Genomic DNA, 23,292 nt, shown 5'->3' with positions numbered 1-23,292 from the left:
ATGAATGCTCAAGCTAGTTTGCCGAAACAGGTCAAGATCGTCGAAGTGGGCCCCCGCGACGGCCTGCAAAACGAGAAGGAAACCATCAGCGCCGCCGTGAAGATCGAGCTGGTCGACCGCCTGACCCAGGCCGGCTTCGTCAATATCGAGGCGGCATCGTTCGTCTCGCCGAAATGGGTGCCGCAGATGGCCACCAGCGCGGAAGTGATGGAGAGAATCGCGCGCCGCCCCGGCACGATGTACTCGGCACTGACGCCGAACATGCAAGGCTTTGACGCAGCGCTGGCGGCGAAGGCCGATGAAGTGGTGATCTTCGGTTCCGCCTCGGAGGCCTTCTCGCAAAAGAACATCAACTGCTCCATCGCCGAGTCGATCGCCCGCTTCGAAGGCGTGGCCAAGGCGGCCAAGCAGCACGGCCTGCGCCTGCGCGGCAGCATCAGTTGCGCCTTCGGCTGCCCGTACCAGGGCGACGTGCCGCTCGACGCCGTGGCCGACGTGGTGGGCCGCATGCGCGACCTCGGTTGCGACGAGATCGACATCGCCGACACCATCGGCGTGGCCACGCCGCGCAAGACGCAGGCGGTGATGGAACGCGCGATTGCCGCCTTCCATGTGGGCGGGCTGTCCGGCCACTTCCACGACACCTACGGCCAGGCGCTGGCGAATATCTACGCCAGCCTGGAAACAGGCATCGCGATTTATCACTCGTCCGTGTCGGGCCTGGGCGGCTGCCCGTACGCCAAGGGCGCCACCGGCAACGTGGCCACCGAAGACGTGCTGTACATGATGCAGGGCCTGGGAATAGACACCGGTATCGACCTGGACCTGGTGGTCGACACGGGGCAGTTCATTTCGCAGCAGCTGGGGCGCAAGGGCTCCAGCCGCGCGGGCAACGCCATCGCGGCGAAACGCGCAGCTGTGTAGGTCGGATTAGCGCGCAAGCGCGTAATCCGACGCCACCAAGGACATAGCCAACACTGTTGTCGGGTTACGCGCTGCGCGCTAACCCGACCTACCCGACCGCCCCCGGCGTACGTAAACCGTACAGACGAAAAAAAACCCAAGAGCCGAAGCTCTTGGGTTTTTTTCTACAAATTTGGTCGGAGTACAAGGATTCGAACCTTGGACCCCCTGGTCCCAAACCAGGTGCGCTACCGGGCTGCGCCACACTCCGAAGACCAAGATAATACAGGCCGTATCGACTTCGGTCAAGGGTCAGGTGAAACTCTGTGTAAATTATTTACGCGCGTTACTCGGATACATGTATTTTTCAAAACGATTGAAGTATGCGACACTGGCTTGGCAAGTTTTCCCGATCAGACATGAAGGCGACGACGGCAATGGAATTCAGGATGGAAAGAAACAGTGGCGGCCAGCCCCTGCCGGATCGCCGCGGCGTCGCGCTGGGCATTGCCGTGTCCTTGCTGCTGCATGGCGCGCTGGTGTATCTGTGGCGCCATGCCCAGCCGCCCACCTTGGCGCCAGCAGGCGCCAAGGTGGAATCGATCGCCGTGTGGATACGTCCGCTGGCCGCCAAGCCGCCACCGCCACCCGCCGACGTTGTCAAACCGCAGCGCGAACCCAAGCCCATCCGCAAGCCGAAGCTTGCCACCACCCGGGAAACGCCGGCGGCGGCCAACGCGCCGGCAGCCGGCCCGCAAGCCATCACCGTCGCACCAGTCTCACCGGCCACGCCGGCGGCCAGTGCCGATAGCATCAAGCAAGAAACCCCGGAAACACCGAAATTCGACATGGACGCGGCCAGGAAAACGGCGCGCAAGATGGCGGGCGAGCGCGATCCATCCAAGGTGGGCACGGCCGTGGGGCAAATCCCCGACAAGCCCCTGCAAACGGAAAGCCAGCTGGCGCGCGACATCGCGCAAGGCAAGCGCGGCGATTGCCGCACCGCCTATTCAGGCGCAGGCTTGCTGGCGCCCGTGCTGATGTTGCTGGACAAGAAGGACAGCGGCTGCAAGTGGTAATAGTTTAATAACACGCCCGCAATGGGCCTGCGGGTAAAATTATTCCTGCCCCTTCAACTGCAACGCCCGCTCATACAGGGCATTCTTCTTGCGCCCCGTGATCTGCGCCGTCAGGTTAGCCGCCTGCTTGACGCTGCACTCGGCCAGCAGGATGTTGAGGATGCGCTCCGCTTCCACGTCTTCCGCGTCCTGCGCTTGCGTGGCGCCTTCCAGCAGGACGACGAATTCTCCCTTTTCGCGGTGCGCGTCGGCGCGTATCCAGCTTTCCGCCTCGGACAGGGGGCAGCGGTGGATTTCCTCGAACAGTTTCGTCAGTTCGCGCGCGAACACCACCTGGCGCGTCGGCTCGAACGCTTCGGCCAGGGCCGTGGCGCAATCGAGGATGCGGTGCGGCGCTTCATAAAACACCATCGTCGCCGTCACGCCGCGCAAGCTGTGCAGCATGTTTTCACGCTGCTTGGCCTTGGCCGGCAGGAAGCCGACAAAGTAAAACTGGTCATTCAACAGGCCACTGGCGGAAATGGCGGTGATCGCCGCCGAGGGGCCGGGCAGGGGCAATACGCGCAGGCCGGCCGCGCGCACGGCGTCGACGATGCGCGCGCCCGGGTCGGAGACGGCGGGCGTGCCCGCGTCGGACACCAGCGCGATGCGTTCGCCGGCATGCAGGCGGGCAATCAGGGTTTGCGCCACTTCCCGTTCGTTATGTTGATGCGCCGCAATTAACGGCTTGTTCAGGCCAAAGCGCGTCAACAGGTGCGCCGTGTTGCGCGTATCTTCACAGGCGACGGCATCGGCAAGGCTCAGCAAATGCAGCGCGCGCAGGCTGATATCGGTCACATTGCCGATCGGCGTGGCCACTATATACAATGTTGCGATAGGATAGACCTGGTGCGCCGCCTCTGTCATGATGGGCAGGCTGGCGATGGAACTGATTTCTTGTACGGTCATTTTGGAGGTTAAATGCTTGCTAATAGTGTGAAGTTACTGCTTGTTTGTGCCGCGACCGGCATGCTGAGCGCTTGCAGCACGCCTTGCGACGCGCCCGGGCAATTGTGCGCGCCTATTGAATCTAACACAAGGCCGCTACCACCACCGAAGCCACTGCCGCCACCCGTGCCGCCGAAACCGCCGGCGCCGGAGCCCGTCACCTTTGCCGTGGCCGTACCCGATATTACCGCCTACGACAGCAACGGCGCCCCGTTGGCGCCCATCAATACCAAGCCGGCCACCGGCACCGCGCTCGACATGCCGGCCGCCACGGCGCCGGCGCCGGCCGACGGCAAGGTTCATCACATCGGCCTGCTCTTGCCGCTACGCTCGGCTTCCCTGGGGCCGGCCGCCGAACTGCTGCGTGCCGGCTTCATGGCCGCATATGAGCGTGACCGCAGCGGCTTTGAGGTGACGGTGATCGACACGGGCGACGGCAGCAGCGACGTGCTGAACAAATTTGCGCAAGCGCAGGAAGAGCAGGACATCGTCGTGGGTCCCCTGTCGCGCTCGGCCGTCACGGCCGTGGCGAACAGCGACCTGGTACGCAAGCCAACCATCGCCCTGAACCACCCGGACAACCGCGGCGGAGCGCGCCTGCCGGCAAAAATGCTTGTCATGGGCCTGTCGATCGAGGCGGAAGCACGCCAGGTCGCCGCCTGGGCCGCCAGCGAACAACCGGGTGCCAGCGCGCTGATCCTGTCGGCCGGCTCGCCCTCGCAGCGCCGCACCAGCGCCGCCTTCAAGCAGGAATGGCTGCGCCAGGGCGGCAAGATCGAAACGATGGACCTGACGGCGACAAACGGCTACCTGAGCGACGCTGAACTGGTGCAACTGCGCGCGCGCCTGGCCGCCACGCCGCCAGGCCTGCTGTTTGCCGCACTCGACGCCGACCAGGCGCGCCAGCTGCGCGTGGCCATCGGCAGCGACTTGCCCCTGTATGGCACCTCGTCCCTGAATCCCGGCGCCGGGCGCGGCGCCAGCGGTCCTGAACTCGACGGTGCGCGCCTGCTGGACTTGCCATGGCAAGTGCAGCGCGACCATCCGCAAGTGATGGTGTACCCGCAGCCGCCGCAACCGGCCGATGCCCGTTTGACGGCCGACATGGAACGCCTGTACGCGCTGGGCATCGATGCCTTCCGCGTGGCGCGCGAAGTGGCGCTGCGGCCAAATGCGCCATTCACGCTCGATGGCGTGACGGGCCGCCTGGCCGTGCGTTTCGAGGATGGCCAGACGGTGTTTGAACGCACGGAGCAAGCCGCCACCTACCAGCAGGGCGCACTCGGCACCTGGCCGCCGGCCGCGCCCACGCCCGTCGCCTTGCCGCAGGCAGAATAAGGACACGCCATGTCGCCAGCGTCCACGCAAGACAGGCAGGAACGGGGGCGGCAGGCGGAAGATGCCGCGCTCGCGTATCTGCTGGCGCAGGGCTTGCTGCTGGTGCAACGTAATTATTTGTGCCGGGGTGGCGAACTCGATCTGATCATGCGCGATGGCGCCAGCGTCGTCTTCGTCGAGGTGCGGCTGCGCAGCGGCGCGCGCTTCGGCGGCGCCCTGGCCAGCATCACGCCGGCCAAGCAGCGGCGCATGGTGCTGGCCGCGCAAACCTGGCTGCTGGGCCAACAGCGCTTGCCGGCCTGCCGCTTCGACGCGCTGTGCATCGACGGCGGGCGCATCAGCTGGCTGAAAAACATCCTGGATATGTAAGCATTTTTAACAGTGCTTGTTCGCCATGCCGCGCGCCTGCACTATAATCGGCAGACTATGAATAATCAACGCATCCTCTCGCACTTCCACGAAAGTGCCGAAATCAAGATCCAGTCCGCCACCGTACTGGCGCAACCGATTGCGCAGGCAATCGAGCTGATGTTTTACGCCCTGTCCAACGGCAACAAGATCCTCGCTTGCGGCAATGGCGGTTCCGCCGCCGACTGCCAGCATTTTGCCGCCGAACTGGTGGGCCGCTTCGAACGCGAGCGCTTTCCGCTGCCAGCCCTGGCGCTGACGACGGATACCTCGATCCTGACGGCCGTGGCGAATGACTACAGCTATCGCGAGATCTTCTCGAAACAGGTGCAGGCCTTCGGCCAGGCTGGCGACATCCTGCTGGCCATCTCCACGTCGGGCAATTCGGCCAACGTGATGGCCGCCGTGGAAGCGGCGCTCGAGCGCGAAATGCGCGTCGTGGCGCTGACGGGCAAGGACGGCGGCGCCATCGGCAAGATGCTGACGGATGCCGACGTGCATATCTGCGTGCCGGCCGAACGCACGGCGCGCATCCAGGAAGTCCATCTGACCACCATACATTGCATCTGCGACGGCATCGACGTCGCGCTATTCGGAGGAGACGTGAATGACTAAATTCGGTACTGGCCCAGGCTGGAAACGCGTACAACGCCCGCTGGCCACCGCCCTGTTGTGCGGTGCCATGCTCACTTCGCTCACCGGCTGCATCGAACTGATGGTCGGCGGCGCGGTGATGGGCGGCGTCGCCGCGGCGGACCGCCGCACCCTGGGCGCGCAGACCGAAGACAAGTCGATCGCCCTGAAAGGCGAGTCGCGCATTCCTTCCATCGTCGGCGACGTGGGCCATGTCAATGTCACCAGCTTCAACCGCCGCGTCCTGCTGACGGGCGAAGTGCGCGATGAAGCGATGAAAAATGCCGTCGAGCGCGAAGTGCGCAATATCGAAGGCGTGGAATCGGTGGCGAATGAACTGATCATCGCCGGTCCCGCCAGCTATACCTCGCGCTCGAACGACGCGCTGATCACGGGCAAGGTCAAGGCCAGCCTGGTGGACATGAAAACCATCTCGGCCGCCTCGTTCAAGGTCGTCACGGAAAACGGCACCGTCTTCCTGATGGGCCGCGTGACCCAGCGCGAAGGCACCGTCGCCTCCGACGTGGCGCGCGGCGTGAGCGGCGTGCAGAAAGTGGTCAAGCTGTTCGACTACATCTCGGAAGCGGAACTCAAGCAGCTGCAGCCGGAAGCGCCGCAGCAGCGCACCACCAGCACGGTCAGCGATACGGTCCAGCAGTAAGCGTCGTCTCCGCCGTTTGACCTACAGCAAGGACGCCACGATACGGCTACAATAGCCGCATCGTGGCGTCTGTGCCGCGCTTTTCAAGTGACTTATTCAACTTCGACATGTCAACTTCGCCATCCGCCAGCAAGTCCTGTATCAAGCCAGCCCTCATCGCCGTCTTCGTCGCGGGCGTGGCAGCGGCTGCTTATCTGTCGCTGAACGACAAGCAAAACGCGCCGGACGTGACCTTCCATGGCATCCACGGCGAGAAAATCACCTCGGCGAGCCTGCGCGGCAAGGTCGTGATGGTCAATTTCTGGGCCACCTCGTGCACCACCTGCGTGGCGGAAATGCCGGACATGGTCGATACCTACAACAAGTACAAGGGGCAGGGCCTGGAATTCGTGGCCGTGGCCATGAAATACGATCCGGCCAACTATGTGCTGAACTTTGCCGAAACGCGCCAGCTGCCCTTCAAGGTGGCGCTCGACGTGACGGGCGAAGCGGCCAAGGCCTACGGCGACGTGGCCCTGACGCCGACCACCTTCGTGCTCGACAAGCAGGGCAAGATCCTCAAGCGCTATGTGGGCAAGCCCGAGTTTGCCGAACTGCACAAGCTGCTGGAAAAGGCCATCGCCGGATAAACGTCGCACATCAGCTGCTGCGCGTCGCCATTTGCAGCCTGCGATGCTCACTGTGCTCAGGCGCAGTTCCGCTTCTCTGCCGCAACTCACTTCCGCTCGCTACGCTTTTGCGGGGCGTTGAAGGCGATGAGAACACGGCATAAAACCTTGTTGCTAAGAATTACTAATTTGTTATAACCTTCCCATGCGTGATCCCACTCACCTTGTGAAGGCCAGCCGTGTCCCTAGCCGCTCAACCGCCCGACCTGCAACAACTCAAAACCTGGCTGCTTGCCGCCGGCAACAAGGACGCCATCGCGTTCCGTCAGCTATATAACTGCACATCATCGAAACTGTTTGGCTTCGCGCTGCGTATATTGCATAAGCAAGAGCTCGCTGAAGAAGCCTTGCAAGAGGGGTTCGTCGCCATCTGGAACAACGCCGCCACATACCAGAGCCATCTGGCGGCGCCGATGACCTGGATGGCCACCATCGTGCGCAACAAGGCGTTCGATGTGCTGCGGCGCAGCGACGATACCGTGGAAATCGATGCCGACCAGTTTGATAGTGAAGTCATGAACGCACTCCGAGACCCCCAGGCCACGCCGATCGAATCGCTGCAGATGAGCGGTGATGCCAAGGCGCTGGCGTTTTGCATGTCCGCCCTGGAAGGGCTGCACCGGCAGGTGGTTGCGCTGGCGTACTACCATGACCTGTCGCACAGCGAAGTGGCGCAGCAGATGTCGCTGCCGATCGGCACCGTGAAGACCTGGATACGCCGCAGCCTGGAACGGCTGCGCACGTGCCTGGCAAAACGGGAGGCATCATGAATATCCGTGGCAACGACACCCTGCGCCAGAAACTGGCGTCCGAATACGTGCTGGGCACCCTGAAAGGGGGCGCGCGGCGGCGTTTCGAAGGCTGGCTGCACAACGACGCCGATTTGCGCAATATCACGGCGGAATGGCGCCAGCGCCTGGAACCGATGGCCGAATTCGCCACGCCGGTGGCACCGCCCAAGCGCGTGTGGAAGCAGATCGAGCAGCGTTTGCACCTGGCGCCGCAAGGCGGCTGGGCCCTGTGGCGCGATTCGCTGTCATTCTGGCGTTCGCTGGGCATGGCCTCGAGCGCCATCGCCGCGCTGCTGGTGATCGTCGTGGCCACGCGCATGCTGGATGCGCCACAGATCAGCTATGTCGCCAGCCTGACGGACGAGAAAGCGCAAACGGCCCTGCTGCTGACAGCCGACAGCCGCCACGGCGCCCTCGACGTGCGCATGGTGGGCAACGCGCCGGTGCCGAGCGATAAGGATCTGGAACTGTGGGCCGTGCCGAAGAGCGGCAATCCGCGCTCTCTCGGCTTGCTGGCCGACAAGGGCAGCGTGAAACTGGCCCTGTCCGAACGCGCCATCGGCAACGACGTGGCCCTGCTGGCCGTCACCCTGGAGCCGAAAGGCGGTTCGCCCGATCCGAATGGACCGACGGGACCGATTTTGTATAAAGGTAACTGGGTGAAAATCTAGCAAACCCAAAAGCAAGGGCCGGGGTCGTTCCCTTCGGGATCCGAATTTCCCCCATTGGGGCAAATTCCCCCGCCGGGTCTGACCCCAGCAGTTGACGTATTTTGCCCTTGGGTTATTTAGGATACAGAATCATCTGCGTGCAGCGAAACAGGGCAATCGTCTTGCCCGTGTCCTTGCTTTTCACCACGGCATCCCACACTTGCGTGTTGCGGCCCTTGTGCTCGACCTTGGCCGTGCAGGTGAGCGTGCCTTCGCGGGCCGTGCCCAGGTGGTTCGATTTGAGTTCGATGGTGGTGAAGTTCGTCGCGCCTTCCGGCAGGTTGACGATGCAGCCATAGCCGGAAGCCGTATCGGCCAGGGTCACCACGCTGCCCGCGTGCAGATAGCCATTCGGCGCCAGCAAATGCGGCAGCACGGGCAGTTCCGCCGTCAGCTGGCCGTCGCCCACTTCCGTGATGACGATACCCAGATGGCCGGGCAAACGGCCCACGCCGCGTTCATTCAGTAGTGCTACGGTGATCTCGGGATGGCTCATGGTCTCTGCTTTTCCTTGTTGTCGTGAGGATGCCGGACAGCGCAAAGGCTGCCGGAAACTACTATGATGATAGCAACTTTTCCCGTATCAGTTTGGCGGCCGCTTATTTCCGGGGACGCCGCCGTTTCCACCACACGAGAGTCCCCGTCAACATGAACAGCAGTGGCATCAGGCCGAAGGCGGTAATAAAAGTGCGCCCGCCCACGCCGAACGCCTGGCCCGAATGCAGGGGGAATTGCCAGCCCAGGAAGCGTTCGCCATATGGCGCCGTCAGCGGGTCGCGGATGCGCAGGGCCTGGCCGCTGCGCGCATCCAGGGTGATGCGCGTGGCGCCGTCGCCCTGCGCGATTTCATCGGGCTGGCGCACGCGGATCTCGTATGGCTGGTCCTGCTTCGGCGGCAGCACGATGCGCGAGACGCGCGCCTGCGGATACAGCTGCTGCGCGGCGGCCATGGCCTGGCCCGCGTCGAGCACGGCGCCGTCGTGCTGTGCATTTTTCAGTTTCGCCGTGTCCGGCACTGTCGACACCAGGTCCACCAGCGGCACCACCAGCTGCGGCAAATTGAAATAGATGCCGGAAAAGGCCAGCACGGCCAGCACGGGCGCGGCAAAGAAGCCGGCCGCCTTGTGCAGCGAATAGTTAAAGCGCGGCCAGGAGCCGCCGTGCGACACCGTCAGGGCGCGCCTGATCGCCGACCACTGCAGGCGCGGCCACCACAGATAGATGCCGCTGATGGCCATCAGCAGCAGCATTACGCCGGAAATGCCGGTAATCGTCTTGCCCACCTCGCCCGACAGCAGATAGCGGTGCAAATGAAACATGCCCGACATCAGCAGCGGGCGCGTGAGGCCGAAACGGCCCCAGTCGCGCTCGCCTTTGACTTGCAGGGTGTAGGGGTCGACCATCACCTGACGCACGATGGCCTGGCGCAACGGCGATGGCTTGTCCGCCTGGCGGTACGAGGCCATGTACACGTCGCGCGCATCGGCCGGCGGATTGATCTGGCTCGGCTTGCCATAAACAGGGTCGGCGGCCAGCCGCTCCACCACCATTTGCAGCGTGCGCGGCGTCACCTGGAAGACCTGGCCCGGCGCCGGGTTGCTGGCCTGCAACAGGCTGGGGTTCAGATACGCATCGAGCTCGGGCATCCAGGCGATGGCAGAACCCGTCAAGCCCAGCAGGACGAACAGCGTGCCGAACCACAGGCCGGCATACAGGTGCAACTTGGCGAACAAGTACTTGATCGGGCGTTGGGACATGGGAGGCAAGGAGGCTGTGGGAATTTTGGGCTGCGGAACGATAGCATGAAAGCAGGGGCGTGAAAAACATTATCCGGCGCTTGCATAAAGCAAATGAATTGCAACAAGCGCTGACAGCGACGGGTTTTTCTTGCTACTATTCGCCCATGTCTTCCCGCCAGCCCACCCGCAAGCTTGCTCATCACGGTGCCGCCGCCTTTGCGCGCACGCCGTGGCGTTTGTGCGTGGCCCTGTTCAGTGCGCTGGCCCTCGTGTTCCTGCTGTCGACGGCCGCCTCGCACCTGCACAAGACCAGCCTGGACGCGGAAGAGTGCGCGCTATGCGCCACCGTCATCGACAAGGTGGCCGATATCGCCGTGCCGCCGGTCATCGTCGAGCCGCCGGCCCAGTTATTGCCGTACCGCTTGCTGGCCATCGCGCCAGCCACCGTGGCGCCTGTCGCCATCCTCGCCTTGCCGCCCGTGCGCGGCCCGCCTGCCATCTCTCTGTAGTTCCCACGCTGTTTTTCTTTTTTGCAGGCTGCACCGCCGCGTTCTCGTTCTGACGCGTGCCGTGCCGCCTGGCGTCGACTATTTTGAGGTTTATCATGCAACACACACCACGCTTGAGCGCGTTGTCGCTCGCCCTTGCCAGCCTGTTTACCGTTTCCGCCCATGCCGCCGAGCCTGCGGATGCCGCCATCGCCGTTGCCGATACCACGGCCGCGACGGCAGCCGATGCTGCGCCGCAAGCCATGCAGACGGTGGAAGTCACGTCCGCCCACCTGAAAAGCGCGCGCATCGAGCTGTCGCCGAAAGTCGGCACCACCATCTACAGCATCGACAGCCACATGGTCGGCATGCTGGGGCAAGGTGACAACACGCCGTTCAATGAAGTGCTGCTGCGCCTGCCGGGCGTGTCGCAGGATTCGAAAGGTTCGGGCGCCCTGCACGTGCGCGACGACCATGCCAACGTGCAATACCGCATCAATGGCGTGCAACTGCCGGAAAGCATCAGCGGCTTCGGCCAGTCGATCGACACGCGCCTGATCGACAAGACGGACTTCATCACGGGCGCCTTGCCGGCCCAGTTCGGCCTGCGCACGGCCGGCATCGTCGACATTGAAACGAAAGAGGGCGGCATGACGCCAGGCGGACGCATCGGCATCCTGGTGGGCAGCCACGACCATGTGGAGCCGAGTGCCGAATTTTTCGGCAGCGTCGGCAAGTTCAACTACTACCTGTCCGGCAGCTACCTGGGCAATGCGCTGGGCGTGGAAAACCCGCAAGACACGCGCAGCGCCCTGCACGACAAGACGCGCCAGAACAAAACCTTCGGCAGCCTGTCGTATTTCCTCGATGACAATACGCGCGTGGGCGCCATGTTCGGCACCTATAACGGCCGCTTCCAGATCCCGAATAACCCGGACCAGGCGCCGGGCTTTTCGCTTGCCGGCCACAGCGATGCACAGGCGGGCACGTCGACCTTGCCGTCGTCGCAGCTCGATGAAAACCAGCGCGAAGTGAACCGCTTCCTCGTCGTCTCGCTGCAAAAAAGTCTGGGCGACATCAATTACCAGCTGTCCGCCTTCCACCAGTATTCGGAACTGCACTTCACGCCCGATCCCATTGGCGACCTGATCTACAACGGCGTGGCGTCCGACTCGCGCCGCTCGAACAGCGCGTCCGGTGCCCAGTTCGACATCAGTTATAAACTGCACCAGGATCACACCCTGCGCGCGGGCCTGGCCTACACGCGCCAGAAAACCACGAGCGACAACACGGTGGCCGTGTTCCCGGCGATCGATGGCGCGCAATCGTCCACCACGCCGATCACGGTGCTGGACAACAGCGGCAAGACGGGTACCCTGGCCAGTGTTTATCTGCAGGATGAATGGCATATCAGCAAGCCGCTGACCCTGAACTATGGCGCCCGCTTCGACAAGATCTCGGCCTACACCAGCGAGCAGCAATGGAGTCCGCGCATCAACCTCGCGTATCAGCTGGCGCCCGGAACGGCCGTGCACGCGGGCTATTCGCGCTATTTCACGCCGCCGCCACAGGAACTGGCCGCACAAGGCAGCATCGACCTGTACGCCAACACGACGAATGCACCGGAAATCGGCCAGTCCGACAACGTCAAGGCCGAGCGCACGCATTACTACGACGTCGGCATCAGCCACCAGGTCAATTCCAAACTGACCTTGACGGCCGATGTGTATTACAAAAAAATCAGCAATCTGCTGGACGAAGGCCAGTTCGGCCAGGCACTGATTTTGACGCCGTTCAACTACGCGGACGGCTACGCCAAGGGCCTGGAATTGTCGGCTATTTACAGCGAGAAAAACTGGGGCCTGTTCCTCAACGCCAGCACGCAAAAGGCGCAGGGACGCAACATCAATTCCGGCCAGGCCCTGTTTGGCGCCGATGAGTTGAACTACATCAGCTCCCACTATGTCTATCTCGATCATGACCAGAAATACACGATGTCAGGCGGCGGCCACTACCATTTCGGCGATTCGCAAGTGAGCGCTGACTTCTTGTACGGCAGCGGCCTGCGGCTGACACCGGACGGCGGCGCACCGAATTCCGGCCATCTGCCCAGCTATTTCACCGTCAACACGGCGCTCACGCACACGTGGAAAAACACGCCTGTCGGCAAAGTCGAGGGACGCTTGGCCCTGATCAACCTGTTCGACAAATCGTATCTGCTGCGCGACGGTTCCGGCGTCGGCGTGGGTGCACCGCAGTACGGTGCCCGCCGCAGTTTCTATGCGGGTTTATCAACAAGCTTCTAACAACAGCTGGCAAAACCGTAGCGGGCGGATGTGCGTTGTGCTTGAGACGCGGCACGGTGCGTATGCACGGAACGCCAGGTCAGCGAACTTCGGAAACCGCGACGCGCGACGCGCAGCAGGTTTTGATAGATGTTCTCAGAGTTACGCGCGAAGACAGCGGCAGGGAGCAACGCCTGCCGCTGTCGGCTGCCGTACCATTTCATCATCATGCCCAGGCGATGGCTTTCTGGCCGTGCGCCTGCAAATACGCATTCGCCTGGCTGAACGGCTTGCTGCCAAAGAAACCTTTGCTTGCCGACAAGGGAGAAGGGTGCGGCGCCGCCAGCACCAGGTGCTTGCCGGGATCGATCAGGGTACGCTTGGCTTGCGCATAGCCGCCCCACAGAATGAAGACGAGGTTGTCGCGCTCGGCGGACAAATGCCGGATGGCGCTGTCCGTCAACTTTTCCCAGCCCTTGGCCGCGTGCGAACCGGCCGCCCCCGCGCGCACAGTCAATACGCTGTTGAGCAGGAACACGCCTTGCTCGGCCCAGTCGGACAAATCCGTGCGCGTGCGCTCGACGCCCATGTCGGTGGCTAATTCCTTGAAAATATTCTGCAGGCTCGGCTGCGCGGGATGACCGTCCGGCACGGAAAAGCACAAGCCCATGGCGGCACCGGGCGTGTGGTACGGGTCTTGCCCGAGGATCACCACCTTGACCTGCTCGAACGGCGTCAGGTCGAAAGCGCGGAAGATGGCTTTACCGGGAGGAAAACACGGCCCCGCCGCGTACTCTTCCTTCACGAAGGCGGCCAGGCGCTCCCAGTACGGCTGGACAAACTCGCGCTCCAGCCGCGCCTTCCACGATGCGTCGATGCGTACGTCCATCACTCACCTCATAGCTTATCCATCAACCATGCTTTTTCAGCACGCCAGTATAGGACGCCCGGCCGCATGAGGCGGGCACGATACGGACAGGCAAAAAAAAGCCGCCCGGCTCTACAGCGGGCGGCTTGATACGGCACAAGGTGCTTAAAAATTCAGCGCCGATTCCACGCCGGCGCTGTGCGCCTGTTCATCCGCGTGGTACGAGCTGCGCACCATGGCGCCCACGGCGGCGTGGGTGAAGCCCATTTTGTATGCTTCTTCCTCGAACATTTTAAACACGTCCGGGTGCACGTAGCGGCGCACGGGCAAGTGGCTGTTCGATGGCGCCAGGTACTGGCCGATGGTCAGCATGTCGATGTCGTGCTCGCGCATGTCGCGCATCACTTGCAGGATTTCCTCGTCCGTCTCGCCCAGGCCTACCATGATGCCGGACTTGGTCTTCACGTCCGGGTACATGGCCTTGAAGTCTTTCAGCAGTTTCAGCGAGTGCAGGTAGTCGGAGCCGGGACGCGCTTCCTTGTACAGGCGCGGCGCCGTTTCCAGGTTGTGGTTCATGACGTCAGGCAAGCCATCCTTGAACAGGTTCAGGGCTTTTTCCAGGCGGCCGCGGAAGTCGGGCACCAGCACTTCAATGCGGGTGTTCGGCGACAGGGCGCGCGTTTGCTGGATGCACTCGACGAAGTGGCCGGCGCCGCCGTCGCGCAGGTCATCGCGGTCGACGGAAGTGATGACGACGTAGTTCAGGCGCAGCTTGGCGATGGTTTTCGACAGGTTGGCCGGCTCTTCCTTGTCCAGCGGATCAGGACGGCCATGGCCGACGTCGCAGAACGGGCAGCGGCGCGTGCACTTGTCGCCCATGATCATGAAGGTGGCCGTACCCTTGCCGAAGCATTCGCCGATGTTCGGGCAGCTGGCTTCCTCGCACACCGTGACGAGTTTGTTTTCGCGCAGGATGTCCTTGATTTCATAGAAGCGCGTCGATGCCGACGCGGCCTTGACGCGGATCCAGTCCGGCTTTTTCAGGCGCTCGACTTGCTCGATCGGAATGATCTTGATCGGAATGCGCGACGTCTTGCTGGCGCCTTTTTGCTTTTCGCTCGGGTTGTACGCGGGAGCGGCGGTCGCGGCGGGGGCGGTGCTGGAAATGGTCTCAGAAGTCATGGCTGCAAGCCCTTGACGGGCGGTGTTGGTTTGTTTGCTCAGGCATCCGCTGCCTGAGGCGCGCCTGCGGCGCTGTTTGCTTCGCTTACATCGAGTAATACGGTCAATTCATGGGCCAGGGCCCGCTGCACCTCGGCCAGCGGCGCCACCACGCCCATGCTGCGCATGTCCACCGTCTTCAGGCCGGAATAGCCGCAGGGGTTAATCCAGGAAAACGGTGCCAGGTCCATCGCCACGTTGAGCGATACGCCATGGTAGGTGCAGCCGTTGCCGCGCACTTTCAAGCCCAGCGCGGCGATCTTCGCACCCTTGTCTGGCCCGCCGGCAATATAAATGCCAGGCGCGCCATCGATGCGCTCGCCAGCGAGATTATACGCCGCCAGCACGTTGATGATGGCTTGCTCGATTTTATGCACGAACTGGCGCGCATACAGCTTGCCGCCCGGCTTGTTGCGGCGCAAGTCCATCAGCAGGTAAATCACCACCTGGCCGGGGCCGTGGAAGGTGACTTCGCCGCCCCGGTCCGTCTGCACCACGGGGATCGCGTTTTCTTCAATCGCGGCGCCGGCCAGCAAATGCCCGCGGTCGGCCGCCAGGCCCAGGGTAAACACGGGCGGATGCTCGACGATCCACAGTTCGTCGCGCGTGTCCGTCGTGCGCGCATCGGTAAACGCGCGCATGGCGGCAAAGGTCGGCTCGTAATCGACGCGGCCCAGTTCGCGGATCAGCGCCGTTTCGGTGCGGGTGGTGGTCATGACAGATTCTGTGGTCAGCTGCCGGCGCCCTGCGGACGCTGCGGCGAAGCCGTGATTATAAGCCAGGCCGCTGTTTCATTCAGGCGTAGTCCACTGGCAACAGCAACCTGCCCAATTTTTGTGCAGCGTGGCGCACTTGCGCCAGGCTCAGGGCCGTGTAGCCCAGCAGCACGGCCGGCGCCAGCTGGGCGCCATGGCAAAAGTCGCCCAGCGGCTGCAGCGCCAGGCCGTCCTGCGCCGCGCGCGCGCAAAATGCGCGTTCGTCACCGCCTGGCGCCAGCCACAGCACGCAATGAAAGCCCGCTTGCTGGCCGGAAATGGTGTAGCGCCCGGGGGCGAACTGTTCCAGGCAGGCCAGCAGCAGGTCGCGCCGTTCCTTGTAGGCCAGCCGCGCCTGGCGCAAGTGGCGCACGAAGGCGCCTTCTTCCATCCAGGCGGCCAGCGCCAGCTGTTCCGTGATGCCCACGGAGCGTCCCGTCAATTGCAAGGTGCGCAACAGCGGCGCGCGCAAGGCGGGTGGCAGGACCATGAAACCCACGCGCAGGCCGGCGAACAGCGTCTTGTTGAAGCTGCCGCAGTAAATCACGCGCTGGTACTGGTCGAGCGCCTTCAGGGCGGCCAGCGGGGCGCTCTGGTAATTGAATTCGCTGTCGTAATCGTCTTCCACCACCCAGGCGCCGCTGTCATTGGCCCATTCCAGCAAGGCCAGGCGGCGCGTGACGGACATGGTCACGCCCAGCGGCGACTGGTGCGCCGGCGTCACATAGGCGAGGCGGGCGTCGCCATGCAGGCGCAGGGCGGCGCAATCGATGCCCTCGGCATCGACGGGAATGTCCACGGGCACGGCGCCGCAGAGGCCGAAGAGGGCGCGCGCGGCCGGGTAGCCGGGGTCTTCCAGGCAGACCTTGTCGCCATCGCGCACGACGCTGCGCGCCAGCAAGTCGAGCGCATGGCGGATGCCCGTGGTAACGATGATGTCTTGCGGGTCGCAGCGGATGCCGCGATACTTGGCCAGGTAATCGGCCACCTGCTGGCGCAGCGGCAAGGCGCCGGCCGGATCGGCGCTGCACAGCTGCTCCGGCGTGGCGGCGGCCAGCGCCCGCGTGGCGCATTTGGACCACGCGGCGACGGCAAACAGGCTGGCATCGGCGCGCCGCGCAACGAAGGGCAAGCCGTCGCGCACGCCCGTATCGGACACGGGTGCCGGCTGCGCCGCTGGTCCGGCCGGGATGGCGTCGCCCGCTTCCGCCATCAGGAAGCGTTCCGGCACCACGGCGCACACATGCGTGCCGGAACCGGGCACGCGCGTCACATACGCTTCCGCGTGCAAGCGGTCGAACACGGTTTCGATCGTGCCGCGCGACAATTCCCACCGCTCCGCCAGGGTGCGGCTGGACGGCAAACGGCTGCCGGCCGGCAGCAGCTTCGTCAGGATGGCCGAGCGCAGCGCTTCATAGGCGCCGTCCTGCTTGCTGACGCCTGCCTTGTCGAGCCAGCTGGTGGGGCGCGGCAAGTCCAGGGTGTGCGGTGATTTTCCTCGCGGCATGATAATGGTCGTCCAAGTGGTCCAATGAATTTTGTGATGACTGGCACTTCGCATTACACCACAACCATCTTACTCTCACCGTTCTGGTGCGTCTGCCATCTCTTGCTTATCGAAAAACATGAATCAACGAACAACACTTCCCCTATGGGCCTGGGGCGCCATCGTGCTGCTGCTGGTGTGCCTGTCGCGCATCAGCATCGATATCTATTTACCTTCGCTGCCGGCCATGGCCGATGCCCTGCATGCCAGCGATGCGCAATTGCAGCTGACCCTGAGCCTGTTCATGGCCGGCTCGGCCGCGTCGATGCTGGCCTGCGGGCCGCTGGCGGACCGCTGGGGCCGGCGTCCCGTGCTGCTGGCCGGCACGGCCATTTATGTGCTCGCCAGCATCGTCTGCACGCTGGCCACCGACGTCCACGTGCTGCTCGCCGCGCGCCTGCTGCAAGCGTTCGGCGGCTGCAGCGGCACCATCATCGGCCGGGTCATGGTGCGCGACCGCTTCGATCCCGCCACGCAGGCGCGCATGCTGGGGCAAATCTCGATGGTGATGGGCCTGTCGCCGATCCTGGCGCCGCTGGCCGGCAGCGTGCTCGACGCGGCCTTCGGCTGGCGCGCCGTGTTTGGCGTGCTGTGCGCGCTGGGGGCGCTGTCGCTGGGACTGATCGCCGCATATGTGCCGGAAACCAAGCCAGCCGGCGTCGTGCCACAAGGAAATACCCTGGCGCTGTACCGGCGGCTGCTGGGCGAGCGCTATTTCCTGCGCTACGCGCTGGCCATCGGCTGTGTGTATTGCACCTATTTTCCCTTCATCGCGGAATCGTCGGTGCTGCTGCAACGGGGCATGCAGCTGTCGCCGCACGCCTATGCGCTGGTGTTTGCGCTGACGGTGAGCGGCTATATCGCGGGATCGAGCCTGTTTCGCAAGCTGGGACCGCGCCTGGGCGCCGAGCACATGCTGGGGGTGGCGGTGCTGATCAATGTGGCGGGTGCGGCCAGTTTGCTGCTGGCCGGCAGCCTGGCGCCGCGCCACGTGGCCTCGCTGGTGGCGCCCATGCTGCTGGTGATGGTGTCGGTGGGCATGGCCATTCCGGCCTGCCAGCTGGCCGTGCTGCAGCCATATGGCGCCCAGGCGGGCAGCGCCTCGGGCCTGTTTTTCTTTGTGCAGATGGCCATCACGGCCGTCTGCGGCGCCATCATCGCCGCCATCACGGACGGCACGGAAAAACCGTTGCTATGGGTGACGGCGGCGGCCAGTGGCGCGTTTGCCGCCGTCTGGCTGCTCACGAAGAGCCGGGCCAGCGTGGCGGCAGCACGCCTTACATGACGATCTTCACCATCGGGTGGCCCGACAGCGCCGTGTACAGGGCGTCGAGCTGCTCGCGGCTGATGGCGCGCACGGTCACGGTCAGGCCCGTGTAATTGCCCTTGCCCGATGGACGCTCTTCCATGCGGCCCGCGTGGAAGGTCGGATCGTGGCTGATCACCAGTTCCAGCATGGTCGGCGCGAAGTCGACGTGCGTCGGGCCCATGATCTTGATGGGGAAGTCGCTCGGGTATTCGATCAGCGATTCGCTGGGCGGAATGATATGTTCGGTAGGAGGGGTGGTTTGCATGGGAATTCCAATCAGTGCCGGTCAGGACAGGCGGCGCGGCATACCTCGCGCGCGGCGGCTGCATAAAAGCGTATTGTAGCCAACTTTGGGGGCGGCTGCGCCCGTTGTGGCTGCGCCGGCGCCGGCGCAAAAAAAAGCCAGCTGTGCAAGCTGGCAAAAACTATTTCGTTTGACCAAAATAGCCGGAAAATTGATGCTCTCGCACCACAAGGATTGCGCAGTTCCGCAATGACGCCACTGTAGACAAAACGCCGCCGCCTGGCCTGCGGCATGTGACGAACTGCCGCGTTGGCGGCATGAACGTCGCCCAGGCGCGACCAGGCGGGAGCGTGAAGTGGCGTGGGATGGCGGCTGGCGTCAGCGGTCCGCTTCCATCTGCCGGCCGTTCCGGCCAGGATTGCCGCGCTCGCCGCCGCGCTCATTGCCCCGTTCACGCGGCGGCGTGGCGCGCTCGGGCGCACGTGGCTCCGGTGGACGGGCCACCGGTGCCGGCATCGGCGGCGGCGCCGGACGCGGTGCAGCTACCGGCGGTGGAGACGGCGGCGGAGACGTTTGCAGCGTTTCACGGCGCGCACTGCGTTCGCGCTCCCAGCGGCCCTCGTCGTGGCGCTGCAGGTCGGCGGGACGTTCCATGCCGGGGCGTTGTGGCCGCTCGGCGCGCGGACGCTCGTCACGCTGGCGCTCGTCGCCACGCCACTGGGGCGGGCGCGCCACATGGTCTTGCACGGGCGGCAAGGCGGGCATGGAGGGCATCACGGGCTGCGATGGCACGGGCGGCGACGGCGGCTGCACCGATGATGGCGGGACAGTCTGCATCGGCGGGCGGGCCGGCTGGGATGGCATGGCCGGGCGCGGCGCCAGGCGTGTCGGCCCATCGTCCGTCTGCAGGCGGCCAGGGCGGTAAACCCAGTCGCGCGGACCACGCGGGCCGCCATCCGTGCGCGGCCGGTCCGCAGGACGCTGCCAGTTGCCCGCCGGCGGCGGCGGCGCGCTCACCGGCAAGCTTTGCAGGACGGGCGGCGGCATGGTGGTGCGGTTGCGGCGCGGCACATCCACCGTGCGGCCGCCAAAGCGCTCGCCGGGCAGCATCGTCATGCCTTCGCGCCGTTCGCGCTCGCCCGCCACGGGACGGCGGCCGTCGGCGTAGCGGTTGAGGCGGCGTTCGTACTCGCTGCTGGCGCGGTAGCCGGGCACGTAGCGGTCGTGCGGCGACAGGGGGAACCAGCCGACGCCGGGGCGCTGGCCGTGATGGGCTTCGTGATTGCCGCCGACCCAGCCCACCAGCGCCGGCGCCCAAGGCACGCGCGCGCGGTCGCGGCCCGGTGCCCAGCCCCAGCGCTGGCCGCGCAGCACCCAGCGGCCATAATGCGAGGGCGCGTAGCCCCACGGCGCATTGTCGACCCAGGTCCAGCCCCACGGCGCGATCCAGGTCCAGCGCCCGTCGCTGTACGGCGCCCAGCCCGCCGGCACGCTGCCGGGCAGCCACAGGGGGCCGTATTCCGCATCTTCCTGCCACGCGCCGTAGCGGTCCAGCTCTTCATAGCCGGTGGTATCGTGCGTGACATAGCGCAAGGCCGGCGTGGCGGCGGGCATGGCTTCGGGCCAGTTGTCGAACGCCACGCGCTGCAGCGAGCCGGTGCGCAGTTCCTCGTCCGTCAGCTCGGCGCGCTTGCCGGCGCGCAAGGTGACGCTGCCCGTCGCGCCATCCACGTCGGCCGCCCCTTCAAGCACGCTGACGACGCTGGTGCCGGGCTGGCGCCCGGCATCGATGCGCACCCAGCCCGGCTGGGTGAGGATCACGCGGGCCTCGGCGGTGGTCAGCTCGACGCCGCGCAGCGCCTCCGCATTGCGCACGCGCACGCTCACCGTGCCGTAGCCGAGGTGCAGCTTGACGCTGTCGTCATCGAGTTCGCTCACTTCCAGTTCCGCATCGCCATCGAGGCGCACGGCGGCCGCGCCGACGCGGAACTCGGCCAGCGCGCCGCGCATGGTGGTGAGGCGGTTATCCGTGGTAATCGGCCAGTTCAGCAGGGCGTTTTGCGCCTCGCCATCGCCGGCGCGCACCAGCACCTGCCCTTCGACGGTGGAAATGCGCCCCACGCGGGCGGGCGGGTCCTGCGCCAGGGCAAGCGTACATGCCGACGACAGCAGCATGGCGCAGATGGTTTTCAACAACGGGAGAGACAGGGTCGGACGCATGGCGCGCTCCAGGCAGGACGGACAAAGATGAAAGGTAGACAACACCCCGATTACAGTCCTATCGGGCCGGCACCGCAAGCGGGCTTACAAATGTTTGCATATTGTCTGCTTCAGGCCGCTGCCTGGCCGCCGCGCTTGACGAAGAACAAGGCCGCGCCCACGGCCATCAGCAGGCCGCCAAAGAAACGGTTCTGCTTTTTCACGGCGCGCGCGTCGCGGAAGAAGCGCTGCATCGAGGAAGCAAGGAAGGCGTAGCTGTGCATCACGATCTGGTCGATGGTGCACATGGTGACGGCCAGTATCAGCAGCTGCGGCAGCAGCGGCGACGCCGGGCTGATGAATTGCGGCAGCACCGCCACCATGAAAATGATGCCCTTGGGATTGGTCACATTCGTCAAAAAACCCGTCAGCACGCGGCGGCGCAAGGACGGTACCACGGCGTCGGCATGCAGGTCGCCGGCCACGGCCACCTTGGCGCGCCACTGCGACAGGCCCAGGTAGATCAGGTACAACGCGCCCACCGTCTTGACGATGTTGAAGGCCACTTCGGACGCCAGCAGCAGGGAGCCGACGCCGGCGCCTGCAATGGCCAGCACGACCAGCAGCCCCAGCTGCAGGCCAAAAATGGTGGCGCTGGTCTTTTTCACCCCGTACGACAGGCCGTGCGACATCGACAGCACGGCGCCCGAGCCGGGCGAGACGGCGATGATGGAAGCGGCGATGACAAAGGTGATCCAGGTGGCGAAGGGCATGCGGTGTCCGAAAAATGAGATGGTGAGCAATTTTACCTCGCCCCGTGCGGCCCTGCCGGCCATCCCTGGGGTAAGATCGCAGTCATGCCGTACCTACATCATCCATTGCCGCTCAACCAAGAATAACATCATGAAAAACAACACTTTCCTCGCTCCACGATTCCCTGCCACCGCCGTGGGAGCGCGCTGAGATGGCCGGCTCCAGCCTGCTGGCCCTGCTCGACGACATCGCCAGCATCCTCGATGACGTTTCCCTGATGACCAAGGTGGCCGCCAAGAAGACGGCCGGCGTGCTGGGCGACGACCTGGCGCTGAACGCGCAGCAGGTGGCCGGCGTGCGCGCCGAGCGCGAACTGCCCGTGGTCTGGGCCGTCGCCGTCGGCTCGCTGAAGAACAAGGCCATCCTCGTGCCCGCTGCGCTGGCCATCAGCGCGTTTGCACCGTGGGCCATCACGCCGCTCTTGATGGTGGGCGGCGCCTACCTGTGCTTCGAGGGTTTCGAGAAAATCGCGCATAAATACCTGCACCCGGACGACAGCCACAAGGCCGAGCTGGCGCAGGCGCTGCGCGATCCGCAGGTCGACCTCGTCGCGCTGGAAAAGGACAAGATCAAGGGTGCCATCCGCACCGATTTTATTCTGTCGGCGGAAATCATCGTCATCGCGCTGGGCACGGTGGCCACGGCCACCTTCGCCGAGCAGGTGGCCGTCGTCGTCGGCATCGCCCTCCTTATGACGGTGGGCGTGTATGGCCTGGTGGCCGGCATCGTCAAGCTCGACGACGCCGGCTTTTATCTGGCCGCGCGCAAGGGCGCGGGGGTGCTGATGGATGGCGTGCGCGGCTTTGGCCGCATGCTGGTGTCGGCGGCGCCGAAACTGATGAAATTCCTTTCCGTGGTGGGTACCCTGGCCATGTTCATGGTCGGCGGCGGTATCCTGACGCACGGCTGGCCATGGGCCAGCGGCATGCTGCACCACGCCGAGCAAGCCGTCGGCGGCGTGGCCGGCATCGGCCCCGTGCTGGCGGCCATCACGCCCAGCCTGATCAATGCCGTGGCCGGCGTCATCGCCGGCGCCCTGGTGCTGGCCGGCGTCAAGGCCGTCTCGGCTTTGTTGCGCCTGGTCAAATCGGGCAAATAACTTTTCTGGTCTGATGGGGCGGCAGGCGCATCCGTGCCTGCCGCCCCGGCCATGCCGCGGCGCCTGCCCGCCCATGAGATCCTATGCAGACATCCCCTTTCCAACGTCCCAGCAGTGCCTTCATCGGCGCCTCCTGGCTGGCCCTGCTGATCGGCGTCATCACCTACCTGGCGGGCCTGTGGAACGCCGGCATGGCGCTCAACGAGAAAGGCTATTACTTCACCATCCTCATGTACGGCCTGTTCGCCGCCATCTCGCTGCAAAAATCCGTGCGCGACCGCACGGAAGGCATCGCCGTGACGGGCATCTACTTTGGCCTGTGCTGGATTTCCGTGCTGCTGGCCTTGCTGCTGCTGACGGTGGGCCTGTGGAACGCCACCTTGCAAAACAGCGAAAAGGGTTTTTATGCCATGGCATTCCTGCTCAGCCTGTTTGCCGCCGTGGCCGTGCAAAAGAACGTGCGTGACGTGGCGCGCGCCAACGCCGGCCTGCCCGGCGAGGTCGCGGGAACCTAGTCGCCGCCCGCGCGTCTACCTGTATATCCACGC

At 64.5% G+C, this 23,292-nt stretch carries 24 protein-coding genes and 1 tRNA gene; 14 read left to right on the top strand and 11 right to left on the bottom strand.

Going from position 1 to position 23,292, the window contains the following annotated elements:
- Window positions 1-924: a hydroxymethylglutaryl-CoA lyase gene (locus ACQ4WR_RS13470; protein ID WP_436487803.1), complete on the top strand. Its 924-nt coding sequence runs from the start codon at window positions 1-3 to the stop codon at window positions 922-924.
- A gap of 173 nt (window positions 925-1,097) precedes the next feature.
- On the opposite strand, the gene ACQ4WR_RS13465 is transcribed toward ACQ4WR_RS13470, so the two are convergent.
- A tRNA-Pro gene (locus ACQ4WR_RS13465) sits at window positions 1,098-1,174 on the bottom strand.
- Between the two features lie 178 nt (window positions 1,175-1,352).
- Between ACQ4WR_RS13465 and ACQ4WR_RS13460 the strand changes: the two genes are divergently transcribed.
- Window positions 1,353-1,982, top strand: a complete 630-nt coding sequence (locus ACQ4WR_RS13460) for a hypothetical protein (protein ID WP_436487802.1) — start codon at window positions 1,353-1,355, stop codon at window positions 1,980-1,982.
- 39 nt (window positions 1,983-2,021) lie between these two features.
- Here ACQ4WR_RS13460 and rsmI read toward each other — a convergent pair whose 3' ends face one another.
- Complete coding sequence (gene rsmI, locus ACQ4WR_RS13455; RefSeq protein ID WP_436487800.1) at window positions 2,022-2,930, bottom strand: 16S rRNA (cytidine(1402)-2'-O)-methyltransferase; 909 nt, start codon at window positions 2,928-2,930, stop codon at window positions 2,022-2,024.
- Between the two features lie 165 nt (window positions 2,931-3,095).
- Between rsmI and ACQ4WR_RS13450 the strand changes: the two genes are divergently transcribed.
- The 7 genes from ACQ4WR_RS13450 to ACQ4WR_RS13420 all read left to right on the top strand — a co-directional run bounded on the left by ACQ4WR_RS13450 (window position 3,096) and on the right by ACQ4WR_RS13420 (window position 8,139).
- Window positions 3,096-4,307 carry a penicillin-binding protein activator gene (locus ACQ4WR_RS13450; protein WP_436487798.1) on the top strand — a complete coding sequence of 404 codons (1,212 nt, stop codon included), beginning with the start codon at window positions 3,096-3,098 and terminating at the stop codon, window positions 4,305-4,307.
- Window positions 4,308-4,316: 9 nt separating this feature from the next.
- Entirely contained in the window at window positions 4,317-4,676 is a 360-nt protein-coding gene (locus ACQ4WR_RS13445; RefSeq protein WP_102295219.1) for a YraN family protein, read from the top strand.
- 57 nt (window positions 4,677-4,733) lie between these two features.
- A complete protein-coding gene (locus tag ACQ4WR_RS13440) occupies window positions 4,734-5,330 on the top strand; it encodes a phosphoheptose isomerase (protein ID WP_102295211.1) in 597 nt (198 codons plus the stop codon).
- Entirely contained in the window at window positions 5,323-6,009 is a 687-nt protein-coding gene (locus ACQ4WR_RS13435; RefSeq protein ID WP_102295210.1) for a BON domain-containing protein, read from the top strand. Before ACQ4WR_RS13440 ends, ACQ4WR_RS13435 begins: the two co-directional genes overlap by 8 nt.
- 107 nt (window positions 6,010-6,116) lie before the next feature.
- Window positions 6,117-6,638, top strand: a complete 522-nt coding sequence (locus ACQ4WR_RS13430; RefSeq protein WP_436487796.1) for a peroxiredoxin family protein — start codon at window positions 6,117-6,119, stop codon at window positions 6,636-6,638.
- A gap of 218 nt (window positions 6,639-6,856) precedes the next feature.
- Entirely contained in the window at window positions 6,857-7,447 is a 591-nt protein-coding gene (locus ACQ4WR_RS13425) for a sigma-70 family RNA polymerase sigma factor (protein WP_436487794.1), read from the top strand.
- Window positions 7,444-8,139, top strand: coding sequence for an anti-sigma factor (locus tag ACQ4WR_RS13420; protein WP_436487792.1), 696 nt, complete (start codon window positions 7,444-7,446; stop codon window positions 8,137-8,139). Before ACQ4WR_RS13425 ends, ACQ4WR_RS13420 begins: the two co-directional genes overlap by 4 nt.
- A gap of 112 nt (window positions 8,140-8,251) precedes the next feature.
- Here ACQ4WR_RS13420 and ACQ4WR_RS13415 read toward each other — a convergent pair whose 3' ends face one another.
- Window positions 8,252-8,674: a PaaI family thioesterase gene (locus ACQ4WR_RS13415; RefSeq protein ID WP_102295202.1), complete on the bottom strand. Its 423-nt coding sequence runs from the start codon at window positions 8,672-8,674 to the stop codon at window positions 8,252-8,254.
- Window positions 8,675-8,777: 103 nt separating this feature from the next.
- The gene (locus ACQ4WR_RS13410) at window positions 8,778-9,935 is read right to left on the bottom strand and encodes a PepSY-associated TM helix domain-containing protein (protein ID WP_436487790.1); all 1,158 of its coding nucleotides are present in this window, start codon (window positions 9,933-9,935) and stop codon (window positions 8,778-8,780) included.
- Window positions 9,936-10,081: 146 nt separating this feature from the next.
- Between ACQ4WR_RS13410 and ACQ4WR_RS13405 the strand changes: the two genes are divergently transcribed.
- Window positions 10,082-10,426, top strand: a complete 345-nt coding sequence (locus ACQ4WR_RS13405; RefSeq protein WP_436487788.1) for a hypothetical protein — start codon at window positions 10,082-10,084, stop codon at window positions 10,424-10,426.
- A gap of 95 nt (window positions 10,427-10,521) precedes the next feature.
- A complete protein-coding gene (locus ACQ4WR_RS13400) occupies window positions 10,522-12,711 on the top strand; it encodes a TonB-dependent receptor (RefSeq protein ID WP_436487786.1) in 2,190 nt (729 codons plus the stop codon).
- Window positions 12,712-12,916: 205 nt separating this feature from the next.
- Here ACQ4WR_RS13400 and ung read toward each other — a convergent pair whose 3' ends face one another.
- The 4 genes from ung to pdxR form a co-directional block, all read right to left on the bottom strand.
- Window positions 12,917-13,579: a uracil-DNA glycosylase gene (gene ung, locus ACQ4WR_RS13395; RefSeq protein WP_436487784.1), complete on the bottom strand. Its 663-nt coding sequence runs from the start codon at window positions 13,577-13,579 to the stop codon at window positions 12,917-12,919.
- Window positions 13,580-13,723: 144 nt separating this feature from the next.
- Entirely contained in the window at window positions 13,724-14,740 is a 1,017-nt protein-coding gene (gene lipA, locus ACQ4WR_RS13390; RefSeq protein WP_436487782.1) for a lipoyl synthase, read from the bottom strand.
- A 38-nt stretch (window positions 14,741-14,778) separates the two neighbouring features.
- Window positions 14,779-15,495: a lipoyl(octanoyl) transferase LipB gene (lipB, locus tag ACQ4WR_RS13385; RefSeq protein ID WP_102295193.1), complete on the bottom strand. Its 717-nt coding sequence runs from the start codon at window positions 15,493-15,495 to the stop codon at window positions 14,779-14,781.
- A gap of 79 nt (window positions 15,496-15,574) precedes the next feature.
- The gene (pdxR, locus tag ACQ4WR_RS13380; RefSeq protein ID WP_436487780.1) at window positions 15,575-17,041 is read right to left on the bottom strand and encodes a MocR-like pyridoxine biosynthesis transcription factor PdxR; all 1,467 of its coding nucleotides are present in this window, start codon (window positions 17,039-17,041) and stop codon (window positions 15,575-15,577) included.
- 118 nt (window positions 17,042-17,159) lie between these two features.
- Here pdxR and ACQ4WR_RS13375 point away from each other — a divergent pair, with 118 nt between their 5' ends.
- Window positions 17,160-18,365 carry a multidrug effflux MFS transporter gene (locus ACQ4WR_RS13375; RefSeq protein ID WP_436487778.1) on the top strand — a complete coding sequence of 402 codons (1,206 nt, stop codon included), beginning with the start codon at window positions 17,160-17,162 and terminating at the stop codon, window positions 18,363-18,365.
- On the opposite strand, the gene ACQ4WR_RS13370 is transcribed toward ACQ4WR_RS13375, so the two are convergent.
- The 3 genes from ACQ4WR_RS13370 to ACQ4WR_RS13360 form a co-directional block, all read right to left on the bottom strand.
- Entirely contained in the window at window positions 18,358-18,654 is a 297-nt protein-coding gene (locus ACQ4WR_RS13370; protein ID WP_086140485.1) for a DUF493 family protein, read from the bottom strand. The genes ACQ4WR_RS13375 and ACQ4WR_RS13370 overlap by 8 nt on opposite strands.
- 357 nt (window positions 18,655-19,011) lie before the next feature.
- On the bottom strand, window positions 19,012-20,853 hold the full coding sequence (locus tag ACQ4WR_RS13365; protein ID WP_436487776.1) for a DUF6600 domain-containing protein: 1,842 nt from the start codon (window positions 20,851-20,853) through the stop codon (window positions 19,012-19,014).
- Window positions 20,854-20,963: 110 nt separating this feature from the next.
- A complete protein-coding gene (locus ACQ4WR_RS13360; protein WP_102297364.1) occupies window positions 20,964-21,605 on the bottom strand; it encodes a LysE family transporter in 642 nt (213 codons plus the stop codon).
- Between the two features lie 191 nt (window positions 21,606-21,796).
- On the opposite strand from ACQ4WR_RS13360, the gene ACQ4WR_RS13355 reads away from it, so the two are divergent.
- Both ACQ4WR_RS13355 and yiaA read left to right on the top strand, forming a co-directional pair.
- Entirely contained in the window at window positions 21,797-22,744 is a 948-nt protein-coding gene (locus tag ACQ4WR_RS13355; protein WP_102297367.1) for a DUF808 domain-containing protein, read from the top strand.
- Window positions 22,745-22,827: 83 nt separating this feature from the next.
- Window positions 22,828-23,259 carry an inner membrane protein YiaA gene (gene yiaA, locus ACQ4WR_RS13350; RefSeq protein ID WP_436487772.1) on the top strand — a complete coding sequence of 144 codons (432 nt, stop codon included), beginning with the start codon at window positions 22,828-22,830 and terminating at the stop codon, window positions 23,257-23,259.
- Window positions 23,260-23,292 lie beyond the last annotated feature (33 nt).

It is taken from the genome of Janthinobacterium amylolyticum (assembly GCF_051380655.1).
Classification (GTDB): Bacteria; Pseudomonadota; Gammaproteobacteria; order Burkholderiales; family Burkholderiaceae_D; genus Janthinobacterium.
This window is presented reverse-complemented; position numbering and strand designations above follow the sequence as displayed.